The sequence below is a fragment of the Roseobacter insulae genome, assembly GCF_019375555.1.
GTDB classification, from domain to species: domain Bacteria; phylum Pseudomonadota; class Alphaproteobacteria; order Rhodobacterales; family Rhodobacteraceae; genus Roseobacter; species Roseobacter insulae.
On record NZ_JAHXDN010000005.1, the window covers coordinates 365,246 to 386,330 of the forward strand.

At 58.0% G+C, this 21,085-nt stretch carries 22 protein-coding genes and 1 tRNA gene; 12 read left to right on the plus strand and 11 right to left on the minus strand.

The window, feature by feature from the left end; translation table 11 throughout:
- Nucleotides 1-172 precede the first annotated feature (172 nt).
- The 9 genes from KX928_RS18905 to KX928_RS18945 all read right to left on the minus strand — a co-directional run bounded on the left by KX928_RS18905 (nt 173) and on the right by KX928_RS18945 (nt 9,756).
- Nucleotides 173-1,558: an IS1182 family transposase gene (locus KX928_RS18905; protein WP_219505798.1), complete on the minus strand. Its 1,386-nt coding sequence runs from the start codon at nt 1,556-1,558 to the stop codon at nt 173-175.
- Nucleotides 1,559-1,690: 132 nt separating this feature from the next.
- Nucleotides 1,691-3,250: a tyrosine-type recombinase/integrase gene (locus KX928_RS18910; protein ID WP_219505801.1), complete on the minus strand. Its 1,560-nt coding sequence runs from the start codon at nt 3,248-3,250 to the stop codon at nt 1,691-1,693.
- Between the two features lie 80 nt (nt 3,251-3,330).
- The gene (locus tag KX928_RS18915; protein WP_219505803.1) at nt 3,331-3,543 is read right to left on the minus strand and encodes a MerR family transcriptional regulator; all 213 of its coding nucleotides are present in this window, start codon (nt 3,541-3,543) and stop codon (nt 3,331-3,333) included.
- Nucleotides 3,544-3,694: 151 nt separating this feature from the next.
- Nucleotides 3,695-4,441, minus strand: coding sequence for a hypothetical protein (locus KX928_RS18920; protein WP_219505804.1), 747 nt, complete (start codon nt 4,439-4,441; stop codon nt 3,695-3,697).
- Nucleotides 4,438-5,799, minus strand: coding sequence for a tyrosine-type recombinase/integrase (locus KX928_RS18925; RefSeq protein WP_257883941.1), 1,362 nt, complete (start codon nt 5,797-5,799; stop codon nt 4,438-4,440). Before KX928_RS18925 ends, KX928_RS18920 begins: the two co-directional genes overlap by 4 nt.
- Before the next feature lie 151 nt (nt 5,800-5,950).
- Nucleotides 5,951-6,027: transfer RNA gene (locus tag KX928_RS18930), tRNA-Arg, on the minus strand.
- 130 nt (nt 6,028-6,157) lie between these two features.
- Nucleotides 6,158-7,588, minus strand: coding sequence for a sensor histidine kinase (locus tag KX928_RS18935; RefSeq protein ID WP_219505805.1), 1,431 nt, complete (start codon nt 7,586-7,588; stop codon nt 6,158-6,160).
- A 15-nt stretch (nt 7,589-7,603) separates the two neighbouring features.
- Nucleotides 7,604-9,022 carry a dihydrolipoyl dehydrogenase family protein gene (locus KX928_RS18940; RefSeq protein ID WP_219505806.1) on the minus strand — a complete coding sequence of 473 codons (1,419 nt, stop codon included), beginning with the start codon at nt 9,020-9,022 and terminating at the stop codon, nt 7,604-7,606.
- On the minus strand, nt 9,019-9,756 hold the full coding sequence (locus KX928_RS18945) for a TVP38/TMEM64 family protein (protein WP_219505807.1): 738 nt from the start codon (nt 9,754-9,756) through the stop codon (nt 9,019-9,021). Before KX928_RS18945 ends, KX928_RS18940 begins: the two co-directional genes overlap by 4 nt.
- Before the next feature lie 309 nt (nt 9,757-10,065).
- On the opposite strand from KX928_RS18945, the gene rpmH reads away from it, so the two are divergent.
- From rpmH to yidD, 3 genes are read left to right on the plus strand one after another with little or no spacing between them, the layout of a single operon-like run.
- Nucleotides 10,066-10,200 (plus strand): 50S ribosomal protein L34, encoded by a 135-nt coding sequence (gene rpmH / locus KX928_RS18950; RefSeq protein ID WP_037911188.1) that lies wholly within the window; start codon nt 10,066-10,068, stop codon nt 10,198-10,200.
- 26 nt (nt 10,201-10,226) lie between these two features.
- The gene (rnpA, locus tag KX928_RS18955; RefSeq protein ID WP_219505808.1) at nt 10,227-10,640 is read left to right on the plus strand and encodes a ribonuclease P protein component; all 414 of its coding nucleotides are present in this window, start codon (nt 10,227-10,229) and stop codon (nt 10,638-10,640) included.
- Nucleotides 10,637-10,876, plus strand: a complete 240-nt coding sequence (gene yidD, locus KX928_RS18960; protein ID WP_219505809.1) for a membrane protein insertion efficiency factor YidD — start codon at nt 10,637-10,639, stop codon at nt 10,874-10,876. Before rnpA ends, yidD begins: the two co-directional genes overlap by 4 nt.
- Before the next feature lie 10 nt (nt 10,877-10,886).
- Here yidD and KX928_RS18965 read toward each other — a convergent pair whose 3' ends face one another.
- Entirely contained in the window at nt 10,887-11,414 is a 528-nt protein-coding gene (locus tag KX928_RS18965) for a DUF3833 domain-containing protein (RefSeq protein ID WP_219505810.1), read from the minus strand.
- 97 nt (nt 11,415-11,511) lie between these two features.
- On the opposite strand from KX928_RS18965, the gene ttcA reads away from it, so the two are divergent.
- From ttcA to KX928_RS19010, 9 genes are all read left to right on the plus strand, one after another.
- Nucleotides 11,512-12,333 carry a tRNA 2-thiocytidine(32) synthetase TtcA gene (ttcA, locus tag KX928_RS18970; RefSeq protein WP_219505811.1) on the plus strand — a complete coding sequence of 274 codons (822 nt, stop codon included), beginning with the start codon at nt 11,512-11,514 and terminating at the stop codon, nt 12,331-12,333.
- Nucleotides 12,334-12,451: 118 nt separating this feature from the next.
- On the plus strand, nt 12,452-13,999 hold the full coding sequence (locus KX928_RS18975; protein ID WP_219505813.1) for a putative bifunctional diguanylate cyclase/phosphodiesterase: 1,548 nt from the start codon (nt 12,452-12,454) through the stop codon (nt 13,997-13,999).
- 155 nt (nt 14,000-14,154) lie between these two features.
- Nucleotides 14,155-15,978 carry a membrane protein insertase YidC gene (gene yidC, locus KX928_RS18980; RefSeq protein ID WP_219505815.1) on the plus strand — a complete coding sequence of 608 codons (1,824 nt, stop codon included), beginning with the start codon at nt 14,155-14,157 and terminating at the stop codon, nt 15,976-15,978.
- On the plus strand, nt 15,975-16,712 hold the full coding sequence (locus KX928_RS18985) for an MOSC domain-containing protein (protein WP_219505817.1): 738 nt from the start codon (nt 15,975-15,977) through the stop codon (nt 16,710-16,712). The genes yidC and KX928_RS18985 overlap by 4 nt, the downstream gene beginning before the upstream one ends.
- Complete coding sequence (gene yihA / locus KX928_RS18990) at nt 16,712-17,362, plus strand: ribosome biogenesis GTP-binding protein YihA/YsxC (RefSeq protein WP_219505819.1); 651 nt, start codon at nt 16,712-16,714, stop codon at nt 17,360-17,362. The genes KX928_RS18985 and yihA overlap by 1 nt, the downstream gene beginning before the upstream one ends.
- Before the next feature lie 59 nt (nt 17,363-17,421).
- Nucleotides 17,422-18,285, plus strand: coding sequence for an acetylglutamate kinase (argB, locus tag KX928_RS18995; protein ID WP_219505821.1), 864 nt, complete (start codon nt 17,422-17,424; stop codon nt 18,283-18,285).
- Between the two features lie 57 nt (nt 18,286-18,342).
- Complete coding sequence (locus tag KX928_RS19000; RefSeq protein WP_219505823.1) at nt 18,343-19,137, plus strand: sterol desaturase family protein; 795 nt, start codon at nt 18,343-18,345, stop codon at nt 19,135-19,137.
- A complete protein-coding gene (locus KX928_RS19005) occupies nt 19,134-19,787 on the plus strand; it encodes a ferredoxin (protein ID WP_219505825.1) in 654 nt (217 codons plus the stop codon). Before KX928_RS19000 ends, KX928_RS19005 begins: the two co-directional genes overlap by 4 nt.
- Before the next feature lie 4 nt (nt 19,788-19,791).
- A complete protein-coding gene (locus KX928_RS19010) occupies nt 19,792-20,286 on the plus strand; it encodes a SixA phosphatase family protein (protein WP_219505827.1) in 495 nt (164 codons plus the stop codon).
- 21 nt (nt 20,287-20,307) lie between these two features.
- On the opposite strand, the gene KX928_RS19015 is transcribed toward KX928_RS19010, so the two are convergent.
- The gene (locus KX928_RS19015; protein WP_219505828.1) at nt 20,308-21,078 is read right to left on the minus strand and encodes an amino acid ABC transporter ATP-binding protein; all 771 of its coding nucleotides are present in this window, start codon (nt 21,076-21,078) and stop codon (nt 20,308-20,310) included.
- Between the last annotated feature and the right edge of the window lie 7 nt (nt 21,079-21,085).

Consider the following 21,085-nt stretch of genomic DNA (forward strand, 5'->3'; position numbering starts at 1 on the left):
GGATTCATTCGTGAGAATTTTTCGCCCCTATTGTTCAACGTCAGCTTTCGCTAGGCTTTGAACTCGATATCGCTCGAGCAGCGAAGGTCGGCTTTCCGCCGATTCTGTGGAAAAACAACGTGTTGCTGGCGCAGAAAGTGGGGTTCTAAACGAGGCGCGAGCGCCTTTCTGATCAGGCTTTGCGCGTTTGCTGCGGTGCAGGAAAGATCTTGGCCAGTTTCCGGAGGTTCTGGGCGGTGGCGGCGAGGAGGAATTCGTCGTTTGCGCCGCATGGGCCGCGTAATCGGAGCCGTCCCAAGCCGAGGATGCGTTTGAGGTGGGCGAAGAGCATCTCGACCTTCTTCCTGAGCTTCATCGAGATTTCGTATTGTTTGGTTTTGGCAATATTGCGGGCGACTTGTAGGGCATCTTCGTGTTCTTCACGGGTGATCTTGCGGCAGTCGGCCTTGGGGCAGCATTTGGGTTTGGACGGGCACGCCTGGCAGATATGTTTGAGGGCTTGATATTTGGCGACGCCTTTTCCGGTCGGACCGCGATAGGGATCGGAGTAATTCCGTCGGAACTGCTTCAGGGCTTCGCCCTCAGGACAGATATACTGATTGTTCTCGGCATCCCACTCGAAGTCAGCACGGGACCAAGTCCCATCAGTGCGGCCAGCCTTATCGATGACTGGAATGTGTGGCGCGATCTTACGGTCCACCAACCAACCGAGCATCGGGCCCGAGCCATAAGCTGTGTCAGCGATCAGTCGCTCAGGATGCAAATCGAACCTGGCCTTCACCCTTTCCAGCATCGTCTTGGTAGATCCCACTTCGGCCTGCCGGATCGACCGTGTCGCCTCGACATCAAGGATGACACCGTGATCCGTGTCGATGAGATAATTCTCAGAATAGGCAAAGAATGCTGGACCCTTACGCGCTGCTGTCCACTGGCTTGCGGGGTCAGAGAATGATGTGAACTTGGGCTTTACATCACTGGCTGCGCCGAAGGCGGCCTCATCAAGCGTGTCGAGATACTCCTTCACAGCGCGTGGTGCAACTTCGACATCGATGCGCCCGGTGTCCCATTCGTCCTTGGATGCTGAGAATTGTTTGTTCGCGTCAGCCTCGATCAGGCTGGCATCGACAGCCATGCGCTGGCCGCTGGCTAGACCTTCAGCGATGCATTGCGCCACGGTCGTCTCGAACAAGTGGCGTAGCAACTCGCTCTCACGGAAACGGCCATGGCGGTTCTTTGAAAACGTCGAATGGTCAGGAACCCGGTCGTTCAGATCAAGACGGCAGAACCACCGATACGCCAGGTTCAGATGCACCTCTTCGCAGAGCCGACGTTCGGAACGGATGCCAAAGCAGTAGCCCACCAGCAGCATACGGATCAGCAGTTCCGGGTCGATGGAAGGACGACCCGTGTGGCTGTAGAACTCCCCTAGATGGGTCCGAATACTGCTCAGATCGACGAAGCGATCAATCGAACGCAAAAGATGATCTTGAGGGACGTGATCTTCCAGCGAGAACTCATAGAACAGCGCTGCCTGTGCTTCCTGTCTCGGTCCCATCATCGCCAATCCCTCCCTACAGGACGAATTGAATCAGCGACTTACCTCCCGATCAAGCTCGAGTTTTTCAACAGAATACGCCCTAACACATACTACGTTGCTCGCCTGCATAGCCTGGTCGCGCTGCTTTGCTCGTTATGCGAACACGTTATCCACTATCGCATCAAACAACTTTGCCTTTTCAGCGTCGGACAGCGTTGTAAATTCGATTGCTTTGTTCGCCAGGATTTCTTCAAAAAGTTGCATGCGACGATCCTCGGATAGCTTCCCGTAATGGCTTTGTGTAATTTGCTCGGTCTCATGTCCCATGTTTTCCGACCAAGCTTTTCGCTGCTCTTGTGTCAGAGAACGTTTGTCGCGTTCAGCGGCAATCGTGTGCTTTGCCGAATGCGGCGAGTATTTTTCCGACTTGGTACGGCTCGCTATCGCAAATGCTTCTGTGACCGCCTGAGCAGTGGACATGGGCAGTATTATATCGCGGCCCATTGCCTTAGGATCTTTCGACCCAGTTAGCCAAGCGGCATCGGGGAACAATGGATCCTTGTCCTTGAAGCCTTCGCTTCTCAAAAGCGCTACCCACTCGGTTACCACTTCGACAAAGCTCTCTGGGACCGGAAACCAACATATGTTGAGGCTTTTGCCGTTCTTTGCGCGCAGGACAGAGGCGTCCTGAATAATCCGCCGAGCAGATATGTCGACGTGCTCGATCCTCAAGGAGACCAGCGTATCCGCCCTAAGCGCTCCAATAAATGCCAAGGCAAATATGGCGCGTGCACGCCGATCCATGTGTGATCTAGACGGCATGCCCATCATCAAAGCCTCGGCCTCCTTTAGCGAGGGGTAAGCCTTACTCCTCCGGGGAAGCGATTTGGCATAAGCTGATTTTGGAAGCTTGAAGTATTCCGAAATATCTTGTGGCAAGCGTTTGAAGCCGTCCTGTTTTCGGAGCCACTTAAAAAAGGCCACCAGTTGTGACGCCGTATGCGCCACCGTTGACTTTGATTTCCTATTGTAGTCTTGCGCTTGAAGCGACTGCTTCAGCGTTTCGCGTATTCTGGCAGCATCCGCTGTGGTGAACTGGCCAAACGGTTTCCCGTGCGTCGTTTCTTTACAAAAACGGATGGCAGCCAAATGCTGGTCTATCGTCCGCTCTTCAAAACGCCCTGCATAAGTCTGCCACTTGTAAACAACACGGTCGTTTTCGGAGCCAGTCACCAGGACATTCTTTTTCGCATCAATCCCAATACCACCGGGAGCTGGCGTAATTTCTTCGTGTTGCCAATCCACGGTCGTTTTTGGATTGCGATGTTGCGCCAGCAACGCAAGATCACGTTGGCTTGGGATCTTTACAGGACGACTTGGGCATTCTGGACACTCAGCGAAAAGCATCACTTTACCGTTTTCTAGTTTGCGTTCGAAAACGGTATCAAGGTCCGGAAAAACGGCGAGCTTGCATCCCCCGCATTTGAACTCGCCTGCCCTAAGGTTTTTCCTCGACCTCGCGCGGCGTTCTTTGTGAAAGTTTGTCACAACCGCGCCCAAGAACACGTAGGGTTTGCTCGTGTCAGACGGCCTTAGACCCGCCCTCACCCAGTTTGAAACTGTGTTTGCAGAGACCTTGTAAAGCCGCATCAAGTCCTCGACCGAATACACGCGGTTTTTCTTGGCCCGTATGCCCTTATACGAACGGCTCACCACTAAAAAATCCTTAGGACCAAGTCATGGGGTTGCCCAAGTGAGGGCTGGCCCATGAGATCTATGTGACCCACGCCGCACTAGGACTTACCAGCTTTACTCGGATCTGTTTTATGCGCTTCAGCCCAAGCGTTCAGATCAGCACCCAAGTAAACGATTTTCCGGCCAAGTTTGTAGTAAGGCGGGCCCATACTCTTGTGCCGCCACTGAGCTAGTTTTTCGCGATCTCCGATCAGATCAAGTTCAGTGTCGCCGAGCACATAGGTTCGGTTTTGTTCAAAAAGGTTTGCCATGCTTCAATGCCTTTCAGCGCTTCAAGATGGCATTCCCCAAGCATCAGTTTTTGGAGGACGGGAGGGGGTAAAAAGGTCAACAATAGGCTGAGGGGATTTTGACCGAGTTTTTGACCTTATTATTTTGCCTGTAAACAGATAAACTGGCCGATCAAAGCTGCCGCTTCTGGCTTTTAGTTTGTTCTGCTAGCTTTGCCGCTGCTTTCAAGGTGGCTTTGCCGAACTCCATGCCCAGGTGTTCCTCGAGCAAGGTGTGTTTCGCTTTCCAGGACAAGTCACTCCCAATTAAGCCCTGCTCGGCATAAGCCTTCGCGACGGCTGTAACCTTTTTGGGACGTCCCGATTTGGGAGTGCTATCGGTCTCCTCGACGTTACTACCCCCATCCATCAACCGAACAAAAAGGGTTTCCAAATATTCGCTAGTCACCCTGCGGCGCCATTTGCCTGCATCGACATTTGACAAACATATTGAGCTTCCGAGTAAAGGGCCGGACAAGGCTCGAGCAAACGAGGTCTCAATCATATCCACCGTCCAGGGCGGTAGCTTTTTGGGAACAAGATATGTGCCACGCTCAAAGCAATAGGGCAGCGTATAAAACGGCATCACGCCCCCGTTGCCACCTTCATCGTCACAACGAGCATCCGAGCAGAACCTATCACCACAACTGGAAAAACTAGCTTCCATATGTGCCCAATACTGGAACCGGGTAGAACCCATTTGATACAACCATTCATTATCCGGACCAGCTTCATCAGGATCATGCACAATCGCCATGCTCTCAAATACGGTAGCTTTCGTGAATATGCTGGCATTTGAATTGGGGAGCTTTGAAGGTGTCTCGAACACATCTCCGGAGGAGGCCAGCAGCGCCAGCTCAAAATTTGCGATCGAGCTCAAGAAAAGGTCTTCGCATAAATCCAGCGGAGATCCAAAGACGTCAAAATCGGTAAAGCCATCCGACCGATAAAATGCGCAGGCCCGGCGTTGGCACCATTCCAGGTTCTTTTGCTCAAATTCGCTCCAGAGCGCTGCGAGAGGTATACAATCCTTTTTTGGAGAACATCAGTGCGCACCATTGTTGTGTTTGGCACACCGCCGACGAACGATGACCACCGGTCCATCAACACCCGTCTTTTGTCCAACAGATCAGACCGCGCATAAGCGCGTTCCACATCTGACCCGACTTGGTGCGCAAGGCTCTTTTCAGCGACCTCACGCGGCACGTTGGCAACCTCGGAAGCCCAATCCCTGAACGTCGAGCGGAAACCATGGACCGTCATGCCCTCTACTTTCATGCGGCGCAAGAGCATCAGCATCGACATGTTGGACAGCGGCTGGTGCCGTTTCTGGCCTTCAAACACGTATTTCGACTGTATCGCTTGCAGCGGCTCAATGATCGACAGCATTTCATCTGTGAGCGGGACCCGGTGCTCCTCGCCCGTTTTCATGCGGTCCGCCGGACAGGTCCAGATGCGCTTTTCCAAATCAACCTCGTCCCATTGTATGCCCAGGACTTCGCCCGTGCGTGATCCGGTCAGGCACGTGAACCTGAGCGCGTTTGCCGCCATCCCATTTTGGGTCTTCAAATCGGCATAGAAGGCAGGCACATCGCGCCAGTGCATCGCTTTGTGGTGCTTGACCTTCTTCTTCACCTTGGGCAGAGCGCCAGCGTCCTTGATCGCCGTGACCGGGTTCTCGCCATCGCGGAACCCTTTCGACCGTGCCACATCCAGCACCGTTTTGATCCGCTGCGCCAGACGCTTTGCAGTTTCGTGCTTGTCGGTCCAGATCGGGGCCACGCACATCACCACTTCTGGCTGGTCGATGCTATCAATTGGCATGCGGCCAATCTTGGGAAAGGCATAATCGCGCAGCGTGTTAATCCACTGCTGACCGTGCTTGGCGTTCTTCCACGTGGGCATTCGGTCGATATGGACCTGTTTGGCAAATTCTTCGAAGGTTGGGATTTCTCGTTTGGCATTGAAGCGCGGGTTCAGGCCCTGCTTTGCCATGCGCCGATATTCCAGCGCCCGTTCCCGCGCTTGGTTTATTGTGACGATATCAGCGCCACCCAAGCCAAAGTCCGTGCGCAACGGTGCGCCCTTTTTATTCTTCTGGCCTTTGACCACCACGCGCACAATCCAGCGCCGCGCACCGGACGGATCGACCACCAGATGAAGCCCGTTGCCATCCCCATGCCGCCCAGCGCCTAGATTCTCGACCAGTTTCTTTGTCAGTTTGCCGGATAGCGCCATTTCAAAAATACCACATTATCTGCCACTCAAAGAACGAATATTGACACAACCAAAAGAAACTCAAGGCAATGCAAAAAGCGACTTAAATCTTACCATACAACGAAAAAAAGTCGCTCAAAGCGACAAGTTCAAAATCAATAATATGGGGTAGTGGCGGACCGAGGAGGATTCGAACCCCCGACCCCTTGATTCGTAGTCAAGTACTCTATCCAGCTGAGCTATCGGTCCACTGACGCCGGGGTTTAGTGCCGCGCGCGCTGTTATGCAAGCACATTCGGCGGAAAATTTTCGACGCCGGTGCGAAGGCGCAAAACCGCGTTGGCATGCAGGCGGTGCCTGATCCATCGGCCGTCTCAGGTCACGGATCGGCCGCCTGAATTGGCTGCACCGAAGCAATGCCCGCGCGCATGGTGCCGTCACCTTTTGGCAGGCAGATACTGAACCGCGTGCCCTCCGGCCCCGTATGCGCCAGCTCCAATGTGCCGCCGTGACCCTTGACCAATTCCGCGGAAATCGCCAGACCCAGCCCCGATCCACCCTTGCGGGCGCCGCCTTGGAAGGGCGTGAATAGATGCTCCTGCGCCTTGGCGGGAAGCCCCGGGCCGGTATCGGTGACATGGATCCACCACGCTTCCTCATCCTCGTGGGCATCCACGCAGATTTCGCCCGGCTGACCCACCGCCACAAGCGCCTGGCGCGCATTGCGAATGAGATTTGCGAGCACCCTGTACAACTGCTCCGGATCGGCGCGGACAACCATCCCGATGGCCACGTCACACGAAAAACTGATATCGGCGTCCGCGACGGCAAGACGCTCGCTGTCGATGACCTCGTCGATCAGATCGGACAATGGCAGCATTGTAAGGGTGGGGCTCGGCTCTTCCGCTTTGCCGAAGGCGAGCGTGCTTTCGCACAAGTGCACGGCGCGGGTGATCGATCCGACAAGCTTTGGCGCCATGCGTTTGACCGTCGGATCCTCGCTCATCTCGATACGGTCGGTGAAAAGCTGCGCCGAGGTCAGAATGTTGCGCAAATCATGGCTGATCTTGCTGACAGCACTCCCAAGCTGCGCAAGGCGTTCTTTCTGGCGCAGCGCCTGCGTCAGATCGGTCTCCAGTTTCTGCAAGGCGTCCTCAGCCTCGCGCAGCTCCGTGACACCGGCGGACGGCGTGATGATGCGGCGCGCGTCCTCGGGGGCGGCGGCGTAATTCTGCATATGCCCGACAACCCGCTTGATCGGCTTCAACAGCAGCGCGCGCATTGCTATAAACAACAGGAATGCCGTGAAGATGGAGATGACCGCCGACAGGATCAGGATGCGAATGCCGTAGTCTATCATCGCCTCGCGCAGCGGCGTCGTTTCCATCGTGATCTCGATCAGCAACCCGGCCTCGCGGACCGGCGCACCGATCACGCGGATCACTTCGTTCTCCGGCGAGACAAATCGCGTCAGCGCATCCCGGATCAGGATGGCAGCACTGTTGTCGCGCATGTCGTATGTCTTCGAAATCGGCTGCGGCAGCTCGGAGGCCAGCATCAGCTGCCGCACCTGATCGCGCCGTAACACCACGTTGAAAACACCTGCGTTTTCGAGCAATTCCGCCTCAAGCTCCCGGTCGATCATATCATCTGCCAATAAGGCGAGAGAGGCGATCTGCGCGCGTTCCAGCCGGTTCATCAGATAGTCTTCGCGGAAACGGGCAATGGAGGGAACAAATATCAGAACTTCCGCCAGCATCACGAAGATGGTGGTCAAAACAAGCAGGCGTCCTGAAAGCGAATTAATCATGTCACCTGCAGGTTTTCACGGCACGAAGCGTTGGACAAGCCCCACGATCCGCTTGACCACCGGACTTTCGAAAAGCCGCGGGCTGAAGTATGCCCCCGCGGCGCGCTTGTTGACCTCGCCAATTGTCGGATAGGGTGCGACCATCGCGGCGATCTGGCTCATTTTCATCTTGTTGGCCAGGGCAAGCGCCCAAAGGTTGATCAGTTCACCCGCCTGATACCCGACAATGGAGACACCCACGGGCCGGGCCCTGACCACCATGACCTTTATGAACCCCTTTGTCTGCCGCTCGGCAATGGCGCGGTCGTTATGCGCGTAAGGGAAGCGGACCACTTCCAGTTTGTCCCCATGTTCTTTCCTCGCCTGCGCCTCGGTCAGACCAACCTGGGCCAGTTCCGGATCGGTATATGTCACCCAGGGAATATGCGCGGTCTTGGCTTTCGAGGGCAGGGCAAACAGCAGCGCTCGGATGATCACACCCGCATGATACCCCGCCACATGCGTAAACTGGAGACCGCCGGCGGCATCGCCAATGGCGTAGACGCGCCGATTGGTCGTGCGCAGGGCGTCATCAACCTTGATACCTTTGTCGGTCGCTCTGATGCCTGCCGCGTCGAGGTTGAGGCTGTCCGTATTGGTCTTGCGCCCGACAGCCATCAGCAGATGCGAACCGCTGATCGACCGCCCATCCTCGGTGGTCACGTCGATAGCACCCGGCTTGCCCCCGATCTGGCAGGCCACGGCGTTCTCTTCGATCACCACACCTTCCTCGCGCAGACTGTCCAGCACCACTTTTGCCAGTTCCGGGTCGTCCTTTCCCAGCGCCTTTGCGCCTTCGATGACGGTCACCTTGCTGCCAAGACGCCGATGCGCCTGCGCCATTTCAACGCCAATCGGCCCACCGCCGATGATCAGCAGGTGTTCCGGTTTTTCCCGCAGATCAAAAAGCGTCTCATTGGTCACGAACGGCACCTTGTCCAACCCGGGGATAGGGGGCACCAGCGGCGATGATCCGGTTGCAATCACGATCCGGCGCGCGGTGATCACAGTATCGCCGGCCTTCACTTGGTTTGGCGAAATGAAATGGCCGAATTCCCGGATCACATTGACCCCCAACCCTTCAAACCGTTCCTCGCTGTCCACTGGCGCGATTTGGGCGATGACATCCGCAACATGATCCTTGGCGGCCGCATAGTCGGCCGTGCCGGCCGCGTCAGCGACACCAAAAGCCGCGGCATGCCTTTGGCGGTGTGCGGTCTTGCCGCTGGCGATCAGCGCCTTGGATGGAACACAGCCGTAGTTGAGGCAATCGCCGCCCATCTTGTGCCCTTCAAGCAACACGACATCCGCGCCCATCTGCACAGCACCCGCCGCAACCGACAAGCCGCCGGAACCCGCGCCAATTATCAGGATATCGGTCTTCAGGTGCGTCACTTCATCAGGTCTTTCTTGCCGGTCACGGCTTTGAGGATAACGGGCAACAGCGCGAGCGCGCTCAGCCCGAGGATCGGCAGCAGGATGTGCGGCTCAAATATCAGCCCGACGTTGGGTGTGTCTCCGCGCGCGAAAACTTCCCCCAGACCCGCTCCTACCGAGGAATACACCAGAGAGCCCGGAATGATCCCCAGAAATGTTGAAATGACAAAACGGTACAGCGGCACGGCCAGGAATGCAGGGATCAGATTGGCAACGAAAAAGGGCACCACGGGGACGAGGCGGATGAAAAAGAGCATCGACCACTGATTGTTGTCCAGCCCGCGTTTGATTTTGTTGATGCTGCCCTCCGAGGCATCCATCCGCGCCTTCAGCCGATCCCCCAAACCATGACGCGCGGCCAGAAAGATGATCACCGCCCCAAGCGTTGCCCCCGTCACGCTGAAAAGTGACCCGGCAAGAGTACCAAACAGGAAACCGCCCGTCAGGGTCGCGATCAGCGCGCCCGGCAAAGAGAACCCGACAATGACAACATACGCCAGCACGAATCCCAGCACGGTGAGCAGAAAGTTATTGTTCCGAAAGGCAATCAACGCCTCGCGATTGTCCCGCAAGGCGTCAAAACTGATGTAATCGCGCAAGGTGATGGCCCCCACGGCGGCAACTGCCAGTATGAGCAGCAACGGCAGATTGCGCATCAGGCCGGTTTTCGGGTCTTCAGTCATATCTGACATTACTGTTGCCTTTCAGGCTACGGGTTTCAATTCAAATGCTAGATGACCGTTTGCGGCGGGCAGCGATAGGGTTATCACGGGCGCTTGATCAGGCGTGACGGTTTCGGCATCCGCGGTATGGAATTGCGCGGGTAAATGAAACATGTTGACGAAGTACCAGCGGATTGCCCGGAAAATATTGCAAACTGTCGTAATATTGCACGCGCGGGGTTTGACTTGCCGCGCGGGGGGTATTAGAGCACGGGCTTCGAATGATACCGGACGAGCAGCGATTCCGCGCCTCCGGACAGTAAAATTGGAGACGGAGCGATGAAACGCACCTATCAACCTTCTAACCTCGTGCGCAAGCGGCGCCATGGGTTCCGTGCGCGCATGGCCACAAAGGCCGGTCGCAAGATAATCAATGCGCGCCGCGCCCAGGGCCGGAAGTCGCTGAGCGCGTAAATGCGCCCCTGACAGGTCCGTACACCATGACACCGCCGCAAGCTTCTCCTTCAGGCACCTCTGCCAGGGGAGATACGCTTCCGGCGGTTTCTTTGCGTCTGCACGTCATCAGGAAGCGGGCCGATTTCCAGCGGGCGTCGCGCGCCCTGCGGGTGGCCATGCCCGGTTTCATCCTGCAAATGCGCAAGCGAAAATCAGACGAGGCGGAGGGGATCCGCGTCGGGTTCACCTGTTCCAAGAAGGTCGGCAATGCGGTCGCTCGCAACCGCGCCAAGCGCCGCTTGCGCGCGGCGGCACGTCAGGTTTTGCCCCAACAGGGGAAGGACGGCATGGACTATGTGCTCATCGGTCGACGCGAAGCAACAGCCGCCCTGCCCTTCGATCAACTCTGTGCCGATCTGTCGAGCGCCGTTGCGAAACTGCAGGGCAAAGTGACATGACACCGCTCGCCCGGATTTTGGCATGGCCGATCCGCGGTTACCGGTTGCTGTTCAGCCCGTGGGTCGGCCACAACTGCCGCTATCAGCCCACGTGCAGTGCGTATGCGCTGGAAGCGCTTCACCGCCATGGCGCGGTCAAGGGAGGATGGCTTGCGTTTCGACGCATATGTCGCTGCCACCCCTGGGGTCACAGCGGCTATGATCCGGTCCCCGACCCGGACAAGCACGGGGAATAGCGCCCCATCGCTAGCGCTTTTCAAAAATGATGATCACTTCGCCGATATCGACACCATATTTCGTCATATACGCGCGGTTGAGAACCCGCGTGTCGCTCAGCTTCCACATCCAGTCGTCGAACCGAACGCGCAGGGTACCTTCCGGAACCGGCAAATCAATGAGATAACGCCAATTGAAGGTATCTCCTTTTTCTTCACCCAGCGCGTCGCCGATCACACCGGGCGCGGTGCCGCGCCAGCTGTCCGGCCCTGTTTTCTGAAGGGTCCAGACACGCCGTTCCGTGCTCTTGTCCTCGTAAACGAAATCTTCCACCAGCGTCAGGACCTGCCCGTCCCATGTCCCGTTGATTTCCACGTCAAATCGGCGCCGCACAGTGCCAAAGACATCCTGAAACTGGCCAGATGCGACCACGCGCCCGTCAAAGAACTCGTCGAGGTTCAGTGCCTCCGAGGACAGGCTTGCATCCTCCAGCGAAGGCTTTCCGACACACCCTGCGAGAAAACCCACAAATGCCAGTAAGATCAGCGACCGGATCATATTTTGTTTCCTTCTTTGAAAAGGCTACGCGCGGCAATGGCTTTTGGTTCACCATCAAGGGCGGTATAGAAGCGGAAAGTCAGATCAGGACGTCATCATGCTGGACCAACAGGACATTCATCCGCTTTTTGCCGGGGCGCCGGATTCCACCGAATTCAAGAAGCTGCGCAAACGGATCGTTCGCAATGTGCGTGAAGCGGTCGAGCAATATGGGATGATCGAACAAGGCGCCCGCTGGCTGGTCTGCTTGTCCGGCGGCAAGGACAGCTACACCTTGCTGGCCGTGCTTTACGAGCTCAAGTGGCGCGGTTTGCTGCCCGTGGACATTCTTGCCTGCAATCTCGATCAGGGTCAGCCCGGGTTTCCGGCGACCGTTCTGCCGGATTTTCTGGAACGCATGGGTGTGCCCCACCGGATCGAATATCAGGACACTTATTCCATCGTCATGGACAAGATCCCCCAGGGGCGCACGTTTTGCGCGCTGTGCTCGCGTCTGCGGCGGGGGCATCTCTACCGGCTGGCACGGGAGGAAGGCTGCAGCGCCGTTGTCCTCGGCCATCACCGCGACGACATCCTCGAAACCTTCTTCATGAACCTGTTTCACGGCGGTCGTCTGGCGAGCATGCCGCCGAAACTGGTCAACGAGGAAGGCGACCTGTTCCTCTACCGGCCCCTCGCCCACGTGGCCGAGGAGGATTGTGAGAAATTCGCCCGCGCCATGCGCTACCCGATCATCCCCTGTGATCTCTGCGGCAGTCAGGACGGGCTGCAGCGCCAGCAGGTCAAGGCACTTCTTGACGGCTGGGAAAAGAACAGCCCCGGGCGCAGACAGGTCATGTTCCGCGCCCTGATGAACGCAAGACCGTCCCATCTGCTGGACCCGAAACTCTTCGATTTCCGGGGCCTGAGTCTGAAGTAGATAAAGTTTTAGATAAACCTGCACACTCTTGGTTGTGACTGTTAACTTAAGCATCACTGCTATCTGATTATTTTGCGTCCAAACGTATCTCACGTGCCGATGTGAAGAAGGAATCGATATGGCAGGGGCTTTCGCGAAGAACTGGGACCGCCTCCGCGCGTCAGCGGCGCGCGTACTGTCGCGCCCTCCCGCTCTGGCGTGTTTACCCGCAGCCTGTCTCGGCATCTACTGGCTGGGCGGTGATCTGGCCCTCGTCGGTATCGCGGTCCTCATGCCGCTGGTCTACGTGCTGATCGGCGGCGGGACCGGTGTGCGCGCATTTGCCGTGAATGAACGCGACGCCTCCGGCCTCATCAACCGCCATGCCTTTGACATCTTTGTCGAAAAAACCTTTGAAAAAGCGCGAGATGACGCCTACAAGTCGGCAGTTTTCAAGGTTGAAATTGACGATTTCACCGATCTGGCGGACCGCTTCGGCCAAGCCGCAGCAGACAGCGTCGTCGCACGGACCGGCGAACGACTTGTCGCTGCGATGCGTGATGATGACGCAGTGTCGCGGACCGGTGATTACAGGTTTTCCGTATGCCTCGCCCCGGTTCGGCAGCTGGATCTGGAATTGTGCATCCAAATGGCGGGCAGAATACAGACAGCCCTGGAAGAACCCGTCTCCATCGACGGCACTTCTGTGTACATCACCACGTCCGTCGGCTTTTGCCAACATACACAAGTCATTGCAAAAACGCCCAAAGCCTGGGGGGAAGCGGCGGAAACGGCCCTGCGCGAGGCGCACAATCACGGGCCAAACGCAATTCGCGCCTATTCTGACGAGATGAAACGGAAGACGGAGATCCGCGCGGAGCTTCGCGAGGAAGTGTCGACAGCGCTGGAAAAAGGTCACATTCGCCCCTGGTTCCAGCCACAGATTTCAACGGATACCGGTCGCGTGACCGGTTTCGAAGCCCTGGCAAGATGGCAGCATCCCGAACGAGGGACAATCTCTCCCGCTGATTTCCTGCCCGCGATCGAACAGGCAGACATGCTGGAACGGCTGGCCGAGGTCATGATGTATCACGCGCTGACGGCGGTGAAGGAATGGGATGCCGCGGGTATCGACGTGCCGCAGGTTGGCGTCAATTTCGCGGGTCCGGAGCTGAAGAACCCAAGGCTTGTCGAAAAAGTGCAATGGGAACTCGACCGGTTCGAACTGAAACCCGAGAGGCTGGCCGTGGAAGTGCTTGAAACCGTTGTCGCCAGCGCGCCCGATGACGTGATCAGCCGCAATATCAACGGGCTGGGCAAACTCGGGTGCCGGGTGGATCTGGACGATTTCGGCACAGGCCATGCGTCCATTTCTTCAATCCGTCGCTTTTCCGTCAGCCGTATCAAGATCGACCGGTCCTTCGTTATGAAAGCCGATCGCGACCCGGAACAGCAACGGATGATCAGCGCCATTCTCACAATGGCCGAACGGCTGGGCGTGGAAACGCTGGCGGAAGGTGTGGAGAGCGCCGGTGAACACGCGCTGCTCGCCCAATTGGGCTGCGATCATGTTCAGGGTTTCGGGATCGGCAAACCGATGCCGTTCGATGAAACCATTAAATGGGTCAATGCTCATAATGCCAAGTTGCAGGACGTCCCCCGCATTTTCGGAAATCGCGCCCGCTAGACCCGGCCGACATCGACATCAGCTGCGCTGGCTTTCCCGTGGCGGAGGGCATTTTGATAGTGTGAAAAAGGCCAATTTCCCCGAATCCGCTTGACCTTTTGGCCTGCACTCTGTTGAACCCACGCTGATATCAAACAGATCAGGTGGCTGTCCCTATGGACGATCAGAACAAGAACCTCATTCTTGCAACAGCGCTCAGTTTCCTCGTGATCCTTGTGTGGTTTGTTCTTTTTCCGCCCCCTGAACCGGACGTGGCTTTGGAGACCCCACCAGCCCAGCAATCGACAGATGGACAAAGCGCCGTCATCCCCGCAGCTCCGGAAAACGCCGCATCCGCACCACTCAGCACAGAGCCGGTTGCATCGGATGCAGCCATGGAAGAAGCGCCGCGCGTCGCCATTGAGACACCCCGTCTGACGGGATCGATTTCGCTGGTCGGCGGCCGCATCGACGACCTGAAACTCAAGGACTACCGCACAACTCTGGACGCCGGCGCGCCAATTGTGACCATGTTGTCACCGCAGGGCAGCAATGATGCCTACTATGCCCTACAGGGCTGGGCCGCGGGCGCGGGGATCGATCCTTCGGCGGTTCCGGGGCCCGATACCGACTGGACACTGGCCGAAGGCGATACGCTTTCGGTGAACCAGCCGATCACGCTGACCTGGGACAATGGTGCGGGACAAGTCTTTTCGCGGGTCATCGCGGTAGATCAGAACTACATGTTTTCGCTCACCCAGTCCGTGACAAACAACGGCAGCGGGCCTGTCAGCATGGCGCCCTACGGCATGATCGTGCAGCATACGACACCTGATGATCTGGAAAACTTCTTCATTCTGCATGAAGGCGCCGTCGCCATGGCGGACGAAGAGCTGGCGGAAACCGACTGGGATGAGATTTCAGAAGCCGAGCTGGACCCCAAGTGGGGCCGCCAGGCGATCGTCAAGGAAGACGTCGCCGCGGGGTGGATCGGGTTCACCGACCACTTCTGGCAGGCCATTCTCATTCCGCTGGGCGGACAGCCTTTTGATCAGGCCCTGACATATGACGCCCGCACCGACGTCTACCGCGCGGTCACCCGGATGCCGACCCAAACGGTTGCGGCGGGGGCATCCGTCGAGATCACGACGCAAGTGTTCGCAGGCGCCAAGGAATGGGCGATGTTACGTCAATACGAATCCGCCGGCGTGCCCAAATTCATCGACAGCATCGACTGGGGCTGGTTCTTCTTCCTGACCAAACCGATCTTCTGGTTGCTGCACGAACTGAACAAGCTGATCGGCAACATGGGGTGGGCGATCATCGGCCTGACACTGATCATCAAGGCTATTCTCTTCCCGCTGGCGTATAAATCCTATGTCTCCATGGCGAAGATGAAAGAGCTTCAGCCGCAGATGGAAAAGCTCAAGGAGCAGGCAGGCGACGACCGTCAGAAAATGCAACAGGGCATGATGGAGCTCTACAAGAAGGAAAAGGTGAACCCGGCGGCGGGCTGCCTGCCGATCTTGCTGCAAATCCCGATTTTCTTTTCGCTCTACAAGGTGATTTTCGTCACCATCGAGCTGAGACATGCCCCGTTCTTCGGCCCGTTCCAGGACCTCAGCGCCCCCGATCCGACATCGCTCCTGAATATCTTTGGCCTGCTGCCGTTTCAGGGTCCTGAAGCCGGCTCCATCATGGCGCTTATCTTTATCGGTATCCTGCCGCTGCTGCTGGGCATCTCGATGTGGTTGCAGCAGAAACTGAACCCCGCTCCCACCGATCCGACGCAACAGATGATCTTTGCATGGATGCCCTGGGTCTTCATGTTCATGCTGGGCAGTTTTGCCAGCGGTCTGGTCGTTTACTGGATTGCCAATAACACCATCACGTTCACGCAGCAGTACCTGATCATGCGCAGCCAGGGCTATACACCGGATGTGTTCGGCAACATCAAGAGCAGCTTCAGCAAGAAATCCAAAACGGACACAGACGGATGAACATCGTTCACATCCTGCGCCATCCGCTGAAGAGCCATGGCCGGGAAGCGCTCTCCGCCGTTGCGCTGCGCACGGGCGAAGCGATGCCGTGGGACAGGGTGTGGGCAGTGGCGCATGACGCCTCCAAGGCGGATGGCAGTGCCTGGGCGCAATGCGCCAATTTCAGCCGGGGGTCAAAGGCACCGCAACTGCTCGCGATTTCCTCCACGCTGGATGAAGCCACCGAAACTCTGAGCCTGAAACACCCCGACCGGCCTGACCTGACCTTCCACCCCGACACCGAAGGCGACAGGCTGATCGCCTGGGTGAGCCCGCTGGTGCCGCAGGACCGGGCGTTGCCGGATCGGATCCTCCGTCTGGACGGTCGCGGATTTACCGACAGCGACTTTCCGTCCATCACCCTGTGCAACCTCGCGTCTCACCGCGCGGTGGAACAGCATCTGGGCCGGGAACTGTCTATACACCGCTGGCGCGGAAACCTCTGGTTCGACGGCAACCTGCCCTGGATCGAGTTCGACTGGATGGGGCGCGACATTCGGATCGGCGACAGCGTGCTGCGGGTCCGTGAACGCACCGACCGCTGCCTCGCCACCACGGCCAACCCCGACACCGGCGAACGCGACGCGGACATTCTGGGCACGCTGAAACACTGGAATCATCAGGATTTCAGCGTCCGGGCAGAAGTGATCCAGGGCGGGTCAATCGCGCTTGGCGATCCGGTGACGGTCCTGTAATGCAGCTTCCCTTCCCACTTGCCGAAGAGCCTGACCCGCAAACACTTGAGGCCGGACGCCTGCTGTTTGCGGGCCAGACAGAGTTCGTCAAGGGCGTCGTCGCGATGTCCGGGCTGCCCGCCCCAGACCGGCTGGAGGTGTGTTTTGCCGGCAGGTCGAATGTGGGCAAATCCTCCCTGATCAACGCGCTGACCGGGCGCAGGGGCTTGGCGCGCGCCTCAAACACACCGGGGCGCACCCAGGAAATCAACTTTTTCACCGCCGGAGACGCGCATTACCTGGTCGATCTGCCCGGCTATGGCTTCGCAAACGCACCGGTTCCGGTGGTCGAGAAATGGCAACGCCTGCTGAAGCAATACCTGTCAGGGCGTCAGACCCTGCGGCGCGCCTTTGTGCTGATCGATGCCCGCCATGGCGTCAAGAAGGTCGATGACGAAATCCTCAGCCTGCTAGACAGCGCCGCCGTGACGTTTCAGGTGGTTCTTACGAAGGCCGATAAGGTCAAGGACGCCGACCGCGCCAAAGTTCTGGAGCAGGTGCGAAAGGCCCTCTCGCAACACCCTGCCGCTTTCCCTGAAATCGTGGTGACCTCCAGCGAGAAGGGCTGGGGCATCCCGACGTTGCGTGCCATCATCGCAACACTGGAATAACGGCACGTCTTGCACCAAAGTATCCGCGCGCTCATAACCACGGGAACGAACGCCCAAAAATGAAGAAACAAGACATGAACCGTGACTGGATTGCGACCGCAAGTACTCTGAATAACGCCCTGCCCTACTTGCAGCGTTACGCTGATGCGACCGTGGTGATCAAACTGGGCGGTCATGCCATGGGCAGCGACGAGGCGATGGATGAATTTGCGCGCGACGTCGTGCTGATGCGGCAGGTCGGCGTCAATCCGGTGATCGTGCACGGCGGCGGCCCGATGATCAACGGGATGCTCGACAAGCTGCAGATCAAGTCCGAGTTCGTGAATGGCAAGCGCGTCACCGATGCTGCCACGATGGATGTTGTGGAAATGGTGCTGAGCGGACTCGTCAACAAGCGGATCGTTCAGGCGATCAATGGACAGGGCGGGCGGGCCGTCGGGTTGTCCGGTAAAGATGCCCGCCTGATCACCTGCACGCAGACAGACGCGGCTCTGGGTTTTGTCGGAACACCGGAAAAGGTCAATCCGCAACTCCTGCGCGATCTCACCGAAAAAGAATACATCCCCGTCATCGCCCCCTTGGGTTCGGGCAGCAATGGCGAGACATTCAACATCAACGGCGATACGGCGGCCGGCGCAGTGGCCGCAGCTTTGAAAGCCGACCGGCTTTTGCTGTTGACCGATGTTACGGGCGTCAAGAACGCTGCCGGCGATGTCGTGACCGAACTCAGCGCAACTCAAATCCGGGACATGACGGCGTCCGGCACAATTGCCGGCGGCATGATCCCCAAGACAGAGACCGCGCTTGCCGCGATCGACGGCGGGGTGCGCGCGGCTGTCATTCTGGACGGGCGCGCCCCAAATGCCTGCCTGCTGGAACTTTTCACCGAACACGGGGCGGGGTCGATCATTCGTGCAGATTGACGCAGATGTGTCACGCTGCCGCTTGGAGCGGTGGCCCGACTGCACTAAGTGTGAACCATGGAAAACGAAGCCATCATACGCCTGACCGTGTTTCTGGGTCTTTTCGCCATTCTGGCAACTTTGGAGGCCCTTGCACCGCGCCGGGCTCGCAGCCAGCCAAGAAGCCGCCGCTGGCTGACCAATTGGGGCATAACGATCTTGAACGCGGTCACGCTGCGCGCCTTGGCTATCGCTATGCCCTTTCTCGCCGTGGGTGCCGCCATTGATGCGCAGGTGCAGGGATGGGGCCTGTTCAACGCGCTGAACGGCCCGGCATGGCTCGAAATCATGGTTGCCATGCTGATCCTCGATTTCGCGATCTGGCTACAGCATCTGATCACCCACAAGGTACCGCTGCTCTGGCGCCTGCACCGCGTGCATCACGCGGACGTGGACATGGACGTAACCACGGCCATTCGGTTTCATCCGGTTGAAATCGCCTTGTCGATGCTTCTCAAAATTGGCCTTGTCTACCTGCTCGGGCCCGCGGCCATCGCCGTCATCCTGTTCGAAATCGTGTTGAATGGTACGGCGATGTTCAACCATGCCAATTTACGTTTGCCGCTATGGCTGGATGCCACGCTGCGGCGGATACTGGTGACCCCCGACATGCACCGCGTGCACCATTCGGTGCATCGTGAAGAACACGACAGCAATTACGGCTTTGCCCTGTCCATCTGGGACCAGATGTTCGGAACCTATATCGCCCAGCCCCGCGCCGGACATGACGATATGCAGGTGGGTCTTGAGTGGCAGGATGACCGCCCAAGCCGCCTCGGCTGGTCGATTGCCCTGCCCTTCGCAAAAAAATGATATTTTCGCTGATTGAGAAACTCGCCGCCCCATCGGGGCTTTTCGTGATGGGCGCTTTTCATCCCAGGCGCGTGTACCAGGCGGACGATGCCACCGGCACCCTGGTGCTGCTGGGCGCAGACAAGACCTGCTGGCCCAAATTCACGGCCTCGACCGAATATCGCGATGGCGCGCCGGATCCGCTGGACCGATGGTCCAAACGGATGATCGGATGGATTGCAAACGAGATCGGCGCAAAGGACGTCTACCCGTCCGATGGCCCGCCCTACGCTCCCTTCATCGGATGGGCACTCAACACCAACCGGTTTTTTAAAAGCCCCACCGGCATGATGGTGCATGATACCGCCGGATTGATGATCTCGATCCGCGGCGCGTTGCGGTTTGACGCTGAAATCGAGCTCCCCGCCGCGACCGCGGTAAGCCCCTGCCTGAGCTGTGCCGACCAACCCTGCGTCACCGCCTGTCCGGTGAATGCACTTTCGGCGGATCATGCCTATGATGTTCCCGCGTGCAAAGCCTACCTCGATACAGCCGCCGGTCAGGATTGCATGACCCGGGGCTGCAAGGTGCGGCGCGCGTGCCCCGTCTCGCAGGCATTCGACCGCGACCCGGCGCAGTCCGCCTTCCACATGGTCTCTTTCAAAGGATGACAACATGCTCCGACTGATCCTCATGCGCCACGCGAAATCCGACTGGAGCCATCAGGGCCTCTCCGACCACCAGCGCCCGCTCAACAAGCGTGGGACGGCCTCTGCCAGGGCTCTGGGCGGGTGGCTGCGTGCTGGTTCCTATCTGCCCGGGCAGGTCCTCAGTTCCTCTTCCGAGCGGACAGGGCAAACATGTACGGGACTGGACCTGCCGCAATCCGTTGCCATCACCTTCACGCGGGCGCTCTACCTCGCCGACGCCGAGAAGATGATGGAGGTGTTGCGCGGCGCCACGGCGCCATGCGTTCTGATGCTGGGTCATAATCCCGGCATTGCGGATATGGCGCACCGGCTGGTGACAGCCCCGGTCGATCACGAAAGGTTCATGGATTACCCTACCGGTGCCACGCTGGTTGTCGACTTCGATGCCGCGGGCTGGAACGACATCGGCTGGCACGAAGGCCAGCCGATTGATTTCATTATCCCGCGCGACCTGTCGTAAGCCGGGCGCGTCCCTGCCGCGTCAGTGACCGAGGATCTGGCTCAGGAACAGCTGGGTACGCGGGCTCTGCGGATTGTTGAAGAACTCTTCGGGTTCGTTCTGCTCCACGATCTGACCAGCATCCATGAAGATCACGCGGTTCGCCACCTGGCGGGCAAAACCCATCTCGTGCGTCACGCACAGCATCGTCATACCTTCTTCGGCGAGCTCGATCATGGTGTCGAGCACCTCCTTGATCATCTCCGGGTCCAGCGCGGACGTCGGTTCGTCGAAAAGCATGATGCGCGGGCGCATGCACAAGCTGCGCGCAATCGCCACCCGCTGCTGCTGCCCCCCCGAGAGCTGCCCGGGATACTTCATCGCCTGATCGGGGATCTTCACCTTCTCAAGGAAATGCATCGCGGTTTCTTCGGCTTCCTTCTTGGGTGTCTTGCGTACCCAGATCGGCGCCAGTGTGCAGTTTTCCAGAATCGTCAGATGCGGGAACAGGTTGAAGTGCTGAAAGCACATGCCGACCTCTGACCGGATCTTGTCGATGTTCTTGAGGTCCGATGACAGCAAGGTGCCGTCCACCTCGATCGTGCCCTGCTGGTGCTCTTCGAGCGCGTTGATGCAGCGGATCAGCGTGGACTTGCCGGAGCCGGAGGGCCCGCAGATCACGATCCGTTCGCCCCGGTTCACCGTCAGGTCAATGTCGCGCAGCACGTGGAACGTGCCGTACCACTTGTTCATCTTGTTGATGGTGATGGCGATCTCGTCCGAGACCTGCATTTGAGTTGCGTGTTCAGCCATTATTCAG